Genomic DNA, 14,328 nt, shown 5'->3' with positions numbered 1-14,328 from the left:
AGCAATCCATGCTTCAGCAAGCGGCGCTATGGATTGCTTCGCTTTGCCCGCAATGACATGGGAATGGTACGGCACATGACCTCACCCGACCTCCCCGCCGAACTGCGCGCAGCCCTCAACGCCAGGCTCGAAGGCCTGTCGCGCAGCGATGCCGCCGGCCGCGCCGCGATGATCTCGCAGACCTATCGTGAAGGCGGCGGCTCCTCGACGATCAGGACCGAGACCGACGCGCTGGCATACGCGCTGGCGCGGATGCCCGCGACCTATGCCGCCGTGGTGGCGAGCCTCAATGCGCTGAGCGAGATCCGGCCGGACTTCGCGCCGGCGAGCCTGCTCGATGTCGGCGCGGGCCCGGGGACGGCAAGCTGGGCGGCCGCGGAAGCCTTCCCGTCGTTGCAGGAGTTCACTCTGCTCGATGCCAATGAGGCCCTGCGCACGCTGGCGCTGGACCTCACGCGCCGGAGTGACCGCCTGCGCCGCGTCACCTACGAGCTCGGCCAGGCCCGCATTTATGCGGCGCACGCCGAGCCTGCTGAGCTTGTGATCGCGAGCTACGTCATCAACGAGCTCAATGACACCGAGCGCGACGCGCTCACCGATGTCATGTGGGAGAAAACCAGCGATACCCTGCTGGTCGTCGAGCCCGGCACCCCCGCCGGCTATGCGCGGATCATCGCGCTCCGCGCCCGATTGATCGCCGCCGGCGCGCATGTCGCCGCGCCCTGCCCGCATGACGGCGGCTGTCCGCTGGTTGCACCCGACTGGTGTCATTTCTCGCAGCGCCTGCAACGCTCGCGCGCCCACAAGCAGATCAAGGGCGCCGACGCACCGTTCGAGGACGAGCGCTTCGCCTATGTCGCGCTGACACGGGCGCCACTGGCAACACGACCGTCCCGCGTGCTGGCGCAGCCGGACGTCGGCAAGGTCGAGATCGCGGCCAAGCTGTGCACGATGGGCGGCGTCATCGTCGCCAAGGTGCCGCGCCGCGCCAAGGCCGAATACGCCCGCGCCCGGCGCTGGCGCTGGGGCGATGCGGTCGAGATATCCAGTGCGGGTCGTCCCGGCCTAGTGCGCAGTGCGCACGGGGGCCGGGACCCATAACCACCGATCTCGGTCGTGAAGCAAAGCCGACGCCGCTTGTGCCCTTTTCACGGGCCGCGGCGTATGGGTCCCGGCCTTCGCCGGGACGACGATGTTGAACCAATCCCCGCCAGCCCCGACCAACCCTTTGCCCACCTTTTCGCGGCGGGCTGCCCTGCGCCCCGATCTTGGGCTACGGTGCCGCCGTCTCGTCCATCAGGAGTTGCCCTGTCATGTCGACCAGCTGGATCGTTATCGGCGTCATCGTCCTTCTCGTGCTGTTTGCGTTCGGCGCCTACAACCGGCTGGTCGCGCTCAGCCAGCGGGTCGGCCAGGCCTTCGCCGACATCGACGTGCAGCTCAAGCAGCGCCACGACCTGATCCCGAACCTGGTCGAGACCGTGAAGGGCTATGCCGCGCATGAGCGCGGCACGCTCGACGACGTCATCAAGGCGCGCAACTCGGCGATCTCGGCGCAGGGTCCGGCGCAGGTCTCGGCGGCGGAGAACCAGCTCTCCGGCGCGCTCGGCCGGCTGATCGCGTTGTCGGAGGCCTATCCGGACCTCAAGGCCAACGCCAATTTCCAGCAGCTCGCATCGGAGCTTTCCGATCTCGAGAACAAGATCGCCGCCAGCCGCCGCTTCTTCAACAACGCGGTCCAGGAGTACAACACCGGCATCCAGCAGATGCCGGCCGCGCTGTTCGCCGGCATGTTCGGCTTCACCCGCAAGGATTTCTTCGACCTCGGCGCCAGCCGCACGGAGGTCGAGGCGGCACCGAGCGTGAAGTTCTGAGGCGCAACGCACGCCGGCGAGAGGCTGCTCCGTCATGGCCGCCTATGGTCTCTACACGCATATCGCATCGAACAAGTTTCGTTCGATGCTGCTGCTCGCCGGCCTGTTCCTGCTGATCTACGTGCTGGTCTATGCCGGCGCGCTGGTCGCGGAGGTGATGATCGATAGCGGCCGCACGGTCGACTATTATGTGACGCGGGCCTCGCGCGACCTGGTCTCGGCCTTCCCATGGGCGACGATCGCAGCGATAGCCTGGATCGTGATCGCCTATTTCTTCCATCAGAAGATGATCGACGCCGTCACCGGCGGCGAGAGCGTGACGCGGCAGCAGCAGCCGCGGCTCTACAATCTCCTGGAAAATCTCTGCATCTCGCGCGGCATTCCGATGCCGAAGCTGAAGGTGATGGACAGTTCAGCGCTGAATGCGTTCGCGACCGGACTGAACCCACGCCAATATTCCATCACGGTCACCACCGGTCTCCTGAAGGCGCTGAACGACCAGGAGATCGAGGCCGTGCTCGGCCACGAGCTCACCCATATCAAGAACGGCGACGTGCAGCTGATGGTGATCGCCGTGATCATCGCCGGCGTGGTCGGTTTCTTCGGCGAGTTGTTCTTCCGCCTGTTCACGAATCTGTCGTGGAACTCGAGCGGCGGCGGAGGCGGCTGGTCGTCCTCGTCATCCTCGCGATCGTCGTCATCCTCCTCGGACCGCGACAGCAAGGGCTCGGGCGGCGGCGCGATCGTCGTCATCATCATCGCGGTCGCGCTGATCGTGCTGGCCTGGCTGCTGTCGCAGGTGGTCAAGCTCGCGCTGTCACGCTCGCGCGAATTTCTCGCCGATGCCGGATCGGTCGAGCTGACCAAGAACCCCGATGCGATGATTTCGGCGCTGCGCAAGATCGAGAACCGCGGCGAACTGCCGGACGCCACTTCGGCGGTGATGGAACTCTGCGTCGACAATCCGCGCGAGGGCTTTGCCGACCTGTTCGCCACCCACCCGTCGGTGAAGTCCCGGGTCGATGCGCTGGTGAAATATGCCGGCGGCCATGATCCGGGACCGCTGGCGCTGCCGGATGAGACATCGGACGCGACGGAGGCGCAGGACCAGCCGTCGACGGCTGGCGACCAGCCTCCGCCGGTGACCCACGGCCCGTGGGGCGACAAGCCGCCGGCACAACCGAACAATCCGCCGCCGCTGCCGGGCACCAGCCCCACGCAAGGACCGCTCGGCCCGCTTCAGGGACCACTCCAAGGCCCGCTCCAAGGCCCCTGGGGGCGGCATCGATAATCATGATCTCGGCGCAAACGCCCCGCGTCCGTCGCGAGGAAACCGCTGCGCACTTTTCCGGATCATGCCCTAGCCTACTCAGTCCATTAAGGAAATCGCTACCAAACCAATTGTGGACGCCTTAAGGAATTGAATTATCCCTCGTTTCTGCCATGTTCGCGCCCAAAGCAGTGTGGGGACTTGCCGATCGCCATCGCGGTCGGGAGCGCGCTTTAAGGGACTTCCATGGCAAAGCCGGTTGTGATCGTGGTGGGCGCTGACAAGGGCGGGGTCGGCAAGACCACCGTCTCGCGGACGCTCCTGGACTATTTCAGTGCCAACAATGTGCAGACCCGGGCGTTCGACACCGAGTCGCCGCGCGGCACGCTGAAGCGCTTCCACCCCGACGTCACCGAGATCGTCGACATGACGACGACCGCGGACCAGATGAAGATCTTCGATACGCTGAGCTCCGGCCCCTCGGTCACCGTGATCGACGTCCGCGCCGGCCTGTTGTCGCCCGCGCTCGCCTCGCTGCGCGACATCGGCTTCCTCGACGCGGCGCGCTCCGGCCAGATCACCTTCGCGGTGTTCCACATCCTGGGCCCGTCGATCGCCTCGCTGGACGAGATCGCCGAGACCGCCGGCTTCATGGGCGGCGCGAAATACTTCCTGGTGAAGAACTTCATCAACGACACCCAGTTCTTCCAGTGGGACCAGGCGACCTACAACTCCTACTTCCACCGCATCAAGGACGCGACCGACCTCACGATCCCCAAGCTCAACGAAATGGCCTATGAGCAGGTCGAGGTCTCCTCGGTTCCGTTCCTGAAGTTCGTCGCCAACAAGCAGATCAACGACGACGCCGCGAACTACTCGTTCGTGCTGCGCGGTTATGTCCGGCACTGGCTCGCCAATGTCTGGAGCGAGTACGACCGGATCAAGCTGACCGACCTGGTCGGCGCCAAGTCGGCCAAGGGCGAAAAATAGTCGCGCTTAAAGGCATCGAAAAAGTCGCGCCCGGGGCAGCGGAAAGTCGCGCCCGGGGTAGCGAAAAAAGTCGCGCCCGGGGCGGCAATAGGGCTGGATTAGGCGAAAATTTGGCCTGATATAGCGGGCGATGTCATCCACGCCCGTTTACATCATCTGCTCGCCCCGCCCGCAGGTCGGCAAGACGCTGATCGCGCGGCTGCTCGGCGAATTCCTGCTGCTCAAGAACGGCGATGTGGCCTGCTACGACATCAATTTGAAGGAGCCGTCGCTGCTCGACTATCTGCCGCGGATCACTGAAACCGCAGACGTGATCGACACCTACGGCAAGATGCAGCTGATGGACCGCGTCATCGTCAATGACGGCATCGCCAAGGTGATCGACCTCGGCTACCACGCCTTCGACGAATTCTTCAAAATGTGCGACGAGATCGGGCTGATGAAGGAAGCGCTGCGCCGCCGCGTCGCGCCGGTCATCCTCTATGTCGCCGATACCGACCGCGCTTCGGTGCGCGGCTACCAGACGCTGCAGGGCCTGATCCCGCCGAACGGGCTGATCGTCATCGACAATGAATTCGTGGTGCGCGGCGAGCTGCCGCCGGTGATGTCCGCCAGCCGGGTCCTGCGCTTCCGCGCGCTGCCGGTGTTCCTGAAGACCTATATCGACCGGCTGACCTTCTCCTTCACCGGCTATTTGCGCCAGGAGAGGGATTCATCGACCGAGCTGCATCAGTGGATCCGGCGGAATTACACCACGTTCCGCGATCTCGAGCTGAGCGTGTTATTGCAGAGGTCGTGATCGTCGTCCCGGCGAAGGCCGGGACCCATATGTGGACGGCCCCCGTGGCACAAGAGGTTTCTGGAACTGGTCGGATCGCTGTCATCCATATGTCCGGCCTGTTTGATGCGGTCGGATTGACCGCTGGGCCAAGATGGTTTCCGCGACGCGAGTGCCAAACAACCTGGCGACCTTCTGAAGGCCAATGGGTCCCGCGGCTTGTCTCGCGTGCTGGATCGATCGATCATTCCATCTGCTCTTGCAGCTCCGGTTCGGCCGGCGAGTGCAGCGTCCGGCCGGCCAAACTCTTAGGTGACGATTGCCGGCGCGGCATTGATCCGTGCGGCGTCGTAGTTCTCGCCCGTGACCATCAGCTTCCAGGCGATGCGGGCAACCTTGTTGGCGAGCGCCACCGCCGCCAGCTTCGGCGGCTTACGCTTGAGCAGCGCAACGAGCCAGCGCGAGGGCTGGCCGCGTCCGAGCCTTGCTTGCCGGATCACCGCAGTGGCTCCTGCCACGAGCAGCCGACGCAGGGTCTCGTCGCCGGCGCGGGTGATCTTGCCGAGCCTGGTCTTGCCGGCGGTGGAATGGTCTTTGGGTGTCAGGCCGAGCCAGGCCGCGAACCACCGGCCGGAGCGGAACGCGTGCGGGTCGGGGGTCTTCATCACCAACGCCGTCGCAATGATCGGACCGACCGAGGGGATCTGGGCCAGACGGCGGCTCGTGGCGTTGGCCCGGTGCCAGGCCAAAAGCTTGGCCTCGATCGTCTTCAGTTCGCCCTGCAGCTGCGTGTAGTCGCGGCCCTGCATGGCGAACAGCTCACGCGCCAGCGCCGGAAGGCTCTCGTCCTGCGCAATCCGTGCCAGCAGCGGCTCGATCTTGTCCAGTCCCTTGGCGGCGACCAGGCCAAACTCCGCCGCATAGCCGCGGATCGCATTGCTGAGCTGGGTGCGGCGGGCGATTAGCCCGTCGCGGACGCCCGTCAGCATCAGCGCGGCCTGCTGCTCGGCGCTCTTCACCGGCACAAACCGCATCCGCGGCCGGCTCATCGCTTCGCACAGCCCGTCCGCGTCTCGCCCGTCATTCTTGTTGCGTTCCACATACGGCTTCACCAGCTGCGGCGCCATCAGCTTCACCTCATGGCCGAGCTTGCCAAGCTCCCGAGCCCAGTAATGGGCCGCACCGCACGCCTCCATCCCGACCACGGTCGGCGGCAGTTTGGCAAAGAACTCCAGCACCTGCTTGCGCGACAGCTTCTTGCGCAACACCGCCTGCTCCGCCGCATCAACCCCATGCAGCACAAAAATATGCTTCGACGTATCCATTCCAATGCGGATAATCTCTCTCACGGACGGCTCCCTTGTCTGAGATTTGCAACAACCTCATTCTGGCACACTGATGCCGTAGGGGGCCGTCCACCCCATCAACCACAGGGTAGCGTCGTTGAAACACGCTGTGGCCTCAGCATCGCGCAACAATTTGCATTCGTGCTAATGGGTCCCGGCCTTCGCCGGGACGACGTATGGAGAGAGGAGCGCTAGCTAGCTAATGCCCCTCGAACGTCATCAGCGTGCGCACCGGAACGTCCATCGCGCGCAGCTTGTCGGCGCCGCCGAGGTCGGGCAAATCGATGATGAAGCAGGCGGCGACCACATTGGCGCCGATCTGGCGCAGCAGCTTCACCGCGCCCTCCGCGGTGCCGCCGGTCGCGATCAGATCGTCGACCAGGATCACGCGCTCGCCGGGCTGCACTGCGTCGGCATGCATCTCCATCTCGTCGATGCCGTATTCCAAGGAGTAGGCGATCCGCACCGTGGTGTGCGGCAGCTTGCCCTTCTTGCGGATCGGCACGAAGCCGGCGGAAAGCTGATGCGCCACCGCGCCGCCGAGGATGAAGCCGCGGGCCTCGATGCCCGCGACCTTGTCGACCTTCGCCCCCGCCCAGGGATGCACCAGCTCATCGACCGCCCGGCGGAAGGCACGGGCATCCGCCAGCAGCGTCGTGATGTCACGAAACAGGATGCCCTTCTTCGGGTAGTCCGGGATGGTGCGAACGGTCGCCTTGATGTCGTGGTCGAAGGTCATTTCTGTCTCGCTTTCTCCGCGTCGTCATTGCGAGGAGCTCGCGGCAAAATTGCAAGGCAATTTTGCGCTAAAGCGACGAAGCAATCCATCTCTCCCCGGATTGAGGCATGGATTGCTTCGCTGCGCTCGCAATGACGGTCCAAATCAATTCACTCCCGGATTAAGCCGGAATGCATTCTCGACGATGCGCAGCCCCACCTCGTTGCCGAGCGACATCAGCGATTCCGGATGGAATTGGACGCCGCCGACCGGCAGGGTCTTGTGCTCGATCACCATCGCGACGCCGTCTTCGGTGGTCGCGGTCACCGCCAGCACCTCGGGCACGCTGTCGCGCTCGACATAGAGCGAGTGGTAGCGTCCGATCACGATCTCATTGGGCAGGTTGCGCATCAGCCTGCCGCCGCGCACCTGGACGCGCGCCGGACGGCCATGCGCGGGCTGGCCGAGCTGGCCGAGCTGCCCGCCGAAATACTCGCCGATCGCCTGCACGCCGAGGCAGACGCCGAAGATCGGCAGCTTCTTCTCAAGCGCGGCGTCGATGGTTTTCGCGATGCCGAAATCCTCGGGGCGCCCCGGGCCGGGCGACAGCACCAGCAGGTCCCAGCCCCTCTTCTTGAGCATGTCCTGGGCATGGACATGCCGGACCACGGTGACGTTGGCGCCGACCTGGCGGAAGTAGTCCGCCAGCATGTGCACGAAGCTGTCGTCATGATCGATCAGCAGCACGTTCTTGCCTGAGCCGGTGGCGTCGGGCGCGAAGTCGGACAGCGGCTTCGGCGGATCGCCGCGCAGCGCCTGGAACAGCGCGGCCGCCTTGACCTGGCACTCGCGATCTTCCGCGGCCGGATCGGAGTCGAACAGGCAGGTCGCGCCGACGCGCACCTCGGCGAGCCCATCCTTCATGCGGATGGTGCGGATGGTCAGCCCGGTGTTGATGCTGCCGTCGAAATTCACGCAGCCGATCGCGCCGGCATACCAGCGCCGCGGCGACCGCTCGTGGTCCTCGACGAACTGCATCGCCCAGAGTTTCGGGGCGCCGGTCACCGTCACGGCCCAGGCGTGGGTCAGGAAGGCATCGAGCGAATCGAAGCCCGGCCGCAGCATGCCCTCGACATGATCGACGGTGTGGAACAGTTTTGAGTAGGTCTCGATCTGCCGCCGCGCCAGCACCTTGATGGTGCCGGGCACGCAGACACGCGCCTTGTCGTTGCGGTCGACGTCGGTGCACATGTTGAGCTCGAACTCGTCCTTCTCCGAGTTCAGGAGCTTGCGGATCTGCTCGGCATCGCCGATCGAGTCCGAGCCGCGCGCGATGGTGCCCGAGATCGGGCAGGTCTCGACCCTTCGGCCGTCGGAGCGCACGAACATCTCCGGCGAGGCGGAAACCAGGAACTCGCCGTCGCCGAGATTCATCAGCGCGCCATAGGGCGACGGGTTGATGCGGCAGAGCCGCTGGAACACTTCCGCCGGCGAGCGCTCGCAAGGTTCGGCGAACAGCTGCCCGGGCACCGCCTCGAACAAATCGCCACGCGCGAACGCCGCGCGCGCGACTTCAACCGTCGCCTGGTATTCGCCAGGCGCATGGTCGGCAAAGCCCTGCCGCCCGGTCTTGGCGTAGAGGCTCGGCGCGGTCTCGTTCGACTGGCCGGCGGTCGACTGGCCTTTCCAGGAGAACTCGTAATTCAGCGCCACGCCGCGGCCGGTGGCGCGGTCATAGGCCAGCAGCCGGTCCGGCACGTAGAGCACGATGTCGCGCTGGTCGGCCTCGCGGGCGCGCTTCTGCACGAGGTCCTCGATCTGGAACACGAGGTCATAGGCAAAGGCGCCAAACAGGCCGAGCAGCGGATCGGCATTGGAGGTGAATGCCGCGACCATGTCGCGCACCAGCGACATCACGCTGGCGCGGCGGGTGCGCTGGTCTTCCTCGACCGGCGCTTCGCCGCGGATGATATGGCCGGCGAGCCGCGTTGCGCTGCGCTCCGAGACCACGACGCAGGGCTCGCGCAGCACGTCGCCGAGGAAGGCGATCAGGACCTCGCCGCGCGGGTTCAGCGCCTGCAACGAGAAATCGGTGCCCGCGGTTTCCAGCACCAGCGGCGGATCGGCGAAGCCGAGGTCAAAGCTCTCGTAGCGGCCCGGCACCGTGGTGCCCGAGGACAGCACCACGCCGCGGCAGCGGTCCAGCAGCGCGATCAGGTCGTCGAGGCGGTTGGCGCCGCCGGTGAACTGCTCGACCATGCGTGCGACCGCGAGGCCGCCATTGGTCAGGTACTCGCTCTTGGCCGGCAGGGAGAAGACTGTCCTGTTCATGTGATCCTCTTACGAGACTTGCCGAGAGAGCGCCACACAGGACAAAGGAAGGTACCGTCGCACTGCGATGGCGACCTTCGACGTTTGTGAAAAAAGAAAACGCACCGGCCACCTATGAGAAGGTGGGCCACCAACGACGGGATGGACTGGCGACGGTGCTCATGACCCGTTACTCACCACCCGGCGCGGGCCGTGTCAAGGGATGGCCTCACACCCCGCCCCAATCCTGGACGCCCTCTGGGCGGCATTTTCGGGTTTGAAGGAACGGGAATCCGCGTAGGATTTGTCGAAATGGCGGCCGGTCGGCCGCCCAAGAAACAGACAGATGGCGGAGGCGCAGATGGCGATTTTGGGTCTCGGATATGCCGGCTTCGGCTCCGACGCGCTCGACGACTGGCGGCAATTCGGCACCGGCCTGGTCGGGCTGCAGGCGGTCGAGCGCGGCAATTCGCTGCTCGCCTTCCGGATGGACGACCGCAAGCAACGCATCGTGATCGACCGCGCCCAGGGCGAAGGCACAAGGTTCTTCGGCTGGGAGGTCGCGGACGCCGCGGCCCTCGACGCGCTGGCGGCGCGGCTGGAGCATGCCGGCGTTGTCGTGGCATCAGAGCCGCAGGCGCTCGCAGATAGCCGGCGGGTGCGTGGGCTGATCTCGTTTCGGGATCCCGCCGGCAACCGCCTGGAGGCGTTTCATGGCGCCGAGATCGACGACACGCCGTTCAGGCCGGGACGTTCGATCTCCGGCTTCCGCACCGGCGCGCTCGGGCTCGGCCATGCCGTGCTGACGGTCGAGCACATCGCGCCCGTGATGGCGTTCTACGTCGACGTGCTCGGCTTCGGACTGAGCGACTACATCGAAAAACCGTTCCGCGCCTATTTCTTCCACGTCAATGCCCGCCACCACTCACTGGCGCTGATCGAGACCGGCACGAACGGCATGCATCATCTGATGGTGGAGCTGTTCTCGCTCGACGATGTCGGCCAGGCCTATGACGTCGCGCAGCAGGAGGACCGGGTCAACGTCACGCTCGGCCGTCACACCAACGACCTTATGACGTCGTTCTACGCCAAGTCGCCGTCCGCCTTCATGGTCGAGTGCGGCTGGGGCGGCCGCGAGATCGACCCGGCGAACTGGACGCCGTTCGAGATGCATGACGGCCCGAGCCTGTGGGGCCACGAGCGCGTCTGGCTGTCGCCGGAGGATCGCGCGGTTGCGCGCGAGATGCGGATGCGTGCCGCCTCTGAAGGCAAGCGCGCACCGGTCCAGGTGCTGGAAGGCAATTTCAAGCTGATGTCGGGGACCTGCCCGTGGTGGGACGGGGTAAAGGCGGAAAACTAGTTCTCCGTCGTCCCTGCGCTTTCGCAGGGACGACATCGCATTTTGCGGCTGGGTCACCTACCCCAGATGCTTCTTGAAGAAGTCCGTGGCGCGGCCCCAGGCTAGTTCGGCGGCCTCGCGATCGTGGACCGACTGGCGCTGCTCGTTGACGAAAGCGTGCTCGGCGTCATAGCGGAACAGCTCGAGCGACTTGCCGGCGGCCTTCATCGCTTTCTCGAAATTGCCGACCAGCTCCGGCGTGCACCAGTCGTCCTTGTTGGCGAAATGCGCCTGCAGCGGGATCCTGACGTCGGCGGGCTTGGCGGCCTGCTCCGGCGGGATGCCGTAGAACACGACGCCCGCGGTCAATTCCGGCACGTGCACCGAGCCGATGATGGTTACCGCGCCGCCGAGGCAGAAGCCGGTCAGGCCGACCTTGGCGCCGTTCTTGGCGAGATATTGCGCGGCGCCGCGCACCGTCTGCGTGGTGGCGTCCATGAAGTCGAGCGAGTTCATCTCTTTGCCGGCCGCATCGGTGTCGTGATACGGCACCACCTTGCCCTTGTAGAGATCGGGCGCCAGCGCATCGAAGCCGGCCACCGCGAAGCGATCGCACAGGCCCTTGATCTGGTCCGACAGGCCCCACCATTCCTGGATCACGACGACACCAGGCGCGTTACCGCGCGCGGCGTTGGCGAGATAGCCCGACGCTTCCTTGCCGTCCGGACGCTTGAAGCTGATGCTGGTACCCATGAGTTCCTCCGCAATGTTTGCCGGCTGATTGGCCGGCATCTTGTCCGCACTCGGCGGCAGACGCAATTGACGACACTGTCATTCCGGGGCGATGCGGTAGCATCGAACCCGGAATCTCGAGATTCCACGGTTCGCGATTGCGAATTGGGGTTCGCTCTGATGAGCGCGCCGGACTGACTTGCATCAAGCAAAAAGCCCCCGAAGGGGCTTTTTCAGATCGTTCTGCGCCAAGCCTTAGTGGGCGTCGGCCCAGACCTTGCGCTTGGTGAAGTACATCAGGATCGCGAACACGATCAGGAAGAAGAACACCTGCATGCCGATCCGCTTGCGCTCCTCCATGTGCGGCTCGGCCGCCCACATCAGGAAGGTCGTGACGTCGTGCGCGTACTGCTTGACCGTCGCCGGCGAACCGTCGTCGAAGGTCACCTGACCGTCGGACAGCGGCTTCGGCATCTTGATGGCGTGGCCGGGGAAGTACCTGTTGTAGTACGAGCCCTCGGGAATCGTGACGCCGGCCGGAACCTTGTCCTCGAAGCCCTGCAGAATGGCATCGACGTAGTCGGGCCCCTGCTCCTGATAGGTGGTGAAGAAGTCGATCACGAATTGCGGGAAGCCACGCTTGTAGGACCGCGCCTTGGTGATCAGCGACAGGTCCGGCGGCGCTGCGCCGCCATTGGCTGCGCGCGCGGCCTGCTCGTTCGGGAACGGCGACGGGAAGTAGTCCGCCGGGCGGCCCGGACGCTCGAACATCTCGCCCTGGTCGTTCGGACCGTCCTTGATCTTGTACTCGGACGCGAACGCCGCCGCCTGCGCCGGCGAGTAACCGGGGCCGCCGGGATCGGCGAGGTTGCGGAACGCGACATAGGACAGGCCGTGGCAGGCCGAGCAGACTTCCTTGTAGACCTTCAGGCCACGCTGCAGCGAGCCGCGGTCATACTTGCCGAACCAGCCCGAAAAGGACCACTGCTGCTGCGGCGGCGCATTGCCGCCCTCCTCCGCCTTGGCGTTCTGGGTGCTGCCGGCGAACAGGCCACCGGCGACCACCAGCGCGAGCATCACGGAGGCTGCGGTCGCGGCCCTGCCCTTGCTCTTCGCCAGCACGTCGTCGGCGATCGAGTTCGGCACCGGCCGCGGCGTCTCGATGCGGGCGAGCAGCGGCAGCACGATCAGGAAGTAGGCGAAGTAGCAGACCGTCAGGATGCGGCCGGCGATCACATAGATGCCTTCCGGCGGCTGCGAGCCGAGGTAGCCGAGCAGGATGCAGACCACCACGAAGATCCAGAAGAACTGCTTGGCCAGCGGACGATACTTCGACGACCGGGTCCGTGCGCTGTCGAGCCAAGGCAGGAAGCACAGGATGATGATCGCCGAGAACATCGCCACGACGCCGGCGAGCTTGTTCGGGATCGAACGCAGGATCGCGTAGAACGGCAGGTAGTACCATTCGGGCACGATGTGCGCCGGGGTCACGCCCGGGTTCGCCGGGATGTAGTTGTCGGCGTCGCCGAGATAGTTCGGCATGTAGAAGATGAACCAGGCGAAGAAGATCAGGAAGCACGACACGCCGAACGCGTCCTTGATCGTCGCATACGGCGTGAACGGAACGGTATCCTTCTCGGTCTTGGCCTCGACGCCGGCCGGGTTGTTCTGACCCGCGACGTGCAGCGCCCAGACGTGCAGCACGACCACGCCGGCGATCACGAACGGCAGCAGGTAGTGCAGCGAGAAGAAGCGGTTCAGCGTCGGGTTGCCGACCGAATAGCCGCCCCACAGCAGGGTCACGATGCTCTCGCCGAAATAGGGCACGGCCGAGAACAGATTGGTGATGACGGTGGCGCCCCAGAAGCTCATCTGGCCCCACGGCAGCACGTAGCCCATGAAGCCGGTTGCCATCATCAGGAGGTAGATGATGACGCCGAGGATCCACAGCACCTCGCGCGGCTCCTTGTACGACCCGTAGTAGAGGCCGCGGAACATGTGGATGTAGACGGCGAAGAAGAACATCGACGCGCCGCAGGCATGCATGTTGCGCAGCAGCCAGCCGTAATTGACGTCGCGGACGATCAGTTCAACCGACTTGAAGGCGAGGTCGGCGTGCGGCGTGTAGTGCATCGCCAGGATCACGCCGGTCAGGATCTGCAGCGCCAGCATCATCGAGAGGATGGCGCCGAAGGTCCACCAGTAGTTCAGGTTGCGCGGCGTCGGATAGGCCACGAACGAGGAGTGGATCAGGCCGAAGATCGGAAGGCGCCGTTCGATCCACTTCAAGGCGGGGTTGCTCGGTTGGAAATCAGATGGTCCGCTCATTGATGCGATCCTGAAGAAGAAAAACGACGCGATGGGTCCAAGGGGAAGCCGAAGTCCCGGAGGGGCCGGGACTTAGCCGATCTGGATTTTGGTGTCGGAAAGGAAGGCGTAGGGCGGCACCGCCAGGTTGGCGGGCGCCGGCCCCTGGCGGATACGACCGGAGGAGTCGTACTGCGAGCCGTGGCAGGGGCAGAAGAAGCCGTCGTAATTGCCCTCATGGGCGATCGGGATGCAGCCGAGATGGGTGCAGATGCCGATCACGACCAGCCACTGGTCGTGGCCGGCCTTGACGCGGGCCGAGTCGGGCTGCGGATCGGGCAGGCTCGAGAGCGCGACGCTCTGGGCCTCCTGGATCTGCTTCTTGGTGCGATGGCTGATGTAGATCGGCTTGCCGCGCCAGAAGACCTTGATGTCCTGGCCCTCGGCGATCGGCGTCAGATCGACCTCGATCGGCGCGCCGGCCGCGATCGTCGCGGCGTCGGGGTTCATCTGGGCAACCAGCGGCCAGATGGTGGCGGCTGCGCCGACCGCGGCGGCAGCTCCGGTTGCAACAAAGAGAAAATCACGGCGTGTGGGATGGTCCGCCGAAGACGCTGTCGTCACGATTCCTAGCCCTTTCTTTTCTGCAGCCGGTGGAACCGCC

At 65.1% G+C, this 14,328-nt stretch carries 12 protein-coding genes; 6 read left to right on the top strand and 6 right to left on the bottom strand.

Translation table 11 applies throughout. From position 1 onward, the window contains the following. The first annotated feature begins 75 nt into the window (after positions 1–75). From ACVILL_RS23310 to ACVILL_RS23290, 5 genes are all read left to right on the top strand, one after another. Positions 76–1,101 carry a small ribosomal subunit Rsm22 family protein gene (locus ACVILL_RS23310; protein ID WP_456731176.1) on the top strand — a complete coding sequence of 342 codons (1,026 nt, stop codon included), beginning with the start codon at positions 76–78 and terminating at the stop codon, positions 1,099–1,101. Positions 1,102–1,313: 212 nt separating this feature from the next. Beyond that, on the top strand, positions 1,314–1,874 hold the full coding sequence (locus tag ACVILL_RS23305; protein WP_456731175.1) for a LemA family protein: 561 nt from the start codon (positions 1,314–1,316) through the stop codon (positions 1,872–1,874). Between the two features lie 34 nt (positions 1,875–1,908). After that, positions 1,909–3,165 carry a M48 family metallopeptidase gene (locus tag ACVILL_RS23300; RefSeq protein WP_456731174.1) on the top strand — a complete coding sequence of 419 codons (1,257 nt, stop codon included), beginning with the start codon at positions 1,909–1,911 and terminating at the stop codon, positions 3,163–3,165. A gap of 225 nt (positions 3,166–3,390) precedes the next feature. Further along, positions 3,391–4,134, top strand: a complete 744-nt coding sequence (locus ACVILL_RS23295; protein WP_456731173.1) for a hypothetical protein — start codon at positions 3,391–3,393, stop codon at positions 4,132–4,134. A gap of 130 nt (positions 4,135–4,264) precedes the next feature. Continuing rightward, on the top strand, positions 4,265–4,933 hold the full coding sequence (locus ACVILL_RS23290; RefSeq protein ID WP_456731172.1) for a hypothetical protein: 669 nt from the start codon (positions 4,265–4,267) through the stop codon (positions 4,931–4,933). Positions 4,934–5,220: 287 nt separating this feature from the next. On the opposite strand, the gene ACVILL_RS23285 is transcribed toward ACVILL_RS23290, so the two are convergent. The 3 genes from ACVILL_RS23285 to ACVILL_RS23275 form a co-directional block, all read right to left on the bottom strand. Beyond that, the gene (locus ACVILL_RS23285; protein ID WP_456729119.1) at positions 5,221–6,261 is read right to left on the bottom strand and encodes an IS110 family RNA-guided transposase; all 1,041 of its coding nucleotides are present in this window, start codon (positions 6,259–6,261) and stop codon (positions 5,221–5,223) included. 196 nt (positions 6,262–6,457) lie between these two features. Further along, positions 6,458–6,997, bottom strand: coding sequence for an adenine phosphoribosyltransferase (locus tag ACVILL_RS23280; protein WP_076867121.1), 540 nt, complete (start codon positions 6,995–6,997; stop codon positions 6,458–6,460). Between the two features lie 144 nt (positions 6,998–7,141). After that, complete coding sequence (locus tag ACVILL_RS23275; RefSeq protein ID WP_456731171.1) at positions 7,142–9,307, bottom strand: anthranilate synthase component I; 2,166 nt, start codon at positions 9,305–9,307, stop codon at positions 7,142–7,144. Positions 9,308–9,647: 340 nt separating this feature from the next. On the opposite strand from ACVILL_RS23275, the gene ACVILL_RS23270 reads away from it, so the two are divergent. After that, positions 9,648–10,646: a VOC family protein gene (locus ACVILL_RS23270; RefSeq protein WP_456731170.1), complete on the top strand. Its 999-nt coding sequence runs from the start codon at positions 9,648–9,650 to the stop codon at positions 10,644–10,646. A gap of 57 nt (positions 10,647–10,703) precedes the next feature. On the opposite strand, the gene ACVILL_RS23265 is transcribed toward ACVILL_RS23270, so the two are convergent. From ACVILL_RS23265 to petA, 3 genes are all read right to left on the bottom strand, one after another. Further along, positions 10,704–11,378: a dienelactone hydrolase family protein gene (locus tag ACVILL_RS23265; protein WP_028333180.1), complete on the bottom strand. Its 675-nt coding sequence runs from the start codon at positions 11,376–11,378 to the stop codon at positions 10,704–10,706. A gap of 234 nt (positions 11,379–11,612) precedes the next feature. Further along, complete coding sequence (locus tag ACVILL_RS23260; protein ID WP_456731169.1) at positions 11,613–13,685, bottom strand: cytochrome c1; 2,073 nt, start codon at positions 13,683–13,685, stop codon at positions 11,613–11,615. Positions 13,686–13,757: 72 nt separating this feature from the next. Next, positions 13,758–14,288: a ubiquinol-cytochrome c reductase iron-sulfur subunit gene (gene petA / locus ACVILL_RS23255; protein WP_456731168.1), complete on the bottom strand. Its 531-nt coding sequence runs from the start codon at positions 14,286–14,288 to the stop codon at positions 13,758–13,760. Positions 14,289–14,328 lie beyond the last annotated feature (40 nt).

It is taken from the genome of Bradyrhizobium sp. USDA 3364 (genome assembly GCF_054056355.1).
This window is presented reverse-complemented; position numbering and strand designations above follow the sequence as displayed.

Bases quoted from the DNA above. Each gene is read 5' to 3' on its own strand.
- ACVILL_RS23310 (WP_456731176.1), top strand. From the start codon at position 76: ATGACCTCACCCGACCTCCCCGCCGAACTGCGCGCAGCCCTCAACGCC.
- ACVILL_RS23305 (WP_456731175.1), top strand. From the start codon at position 1,314: ATGTCGACCAGCTGGATCGTTATCGGCGTCATCGTCCTTCTCGTGCTG.
- ACVILL_RS23300 (WP_456731174.1), top strand. From the start codon at position 1,909: ATGGCCGCCTATGGTCTCTACACGCATATCGCATCGAACAAGTTTCGT.
- ACVILL_RS23295 (WP_456731173.1), top strand. From the start codon at position 3,391: ATGGCAAAGCCGGTTGTGATCGTGGTGGGCGCTGACAAGGGCGGGGTC.
- ACVILL_RS23290 (WP_456731172.1), top strand. From the start codon at position 4,265: ATGTCATCCACGCCCGTTTACATCATCTGCTCGCCCCGCCCGCAGGTC.
- ACVILL_RS23280 (WP_076867121.1), bottom strand. From the start codon at position 6,997: ATGACCTTCGACCACGACATCAAGGCGACCGTTCGCACCATCCCGGAC.
- ACVILL_RS23275 (WP_456731171.1), bottom strand. From the start codon at position 9,307: ATGAACAGGACAGTCTTCTCCCTGCCGGCCAAGAGCGAGTACCTGACC.
- ACVILL_RS23270 (WP_456731170.1), top strand. From the start codon at position 9,648: ATGGCGATTTTGGGTCTCGGATATGCCGGCTTCGGCTCCGACGCGCTC.
- ACVILL_RS23265 (WP_028333180.1), bottom strand. From the start codon at position 11,378: ATGGGTACCAGCATCAGCTTCAAGCGTCCGGACGGCAAGGAAGCGTCG.
- ACVILL_RS23260 (WP_456731169.1), bottom strand. From the start codon at position 13,685: ATGAGCGGACCATCTGATTTCCAACCGAGCAACCCCGCCTTGAAGTGG.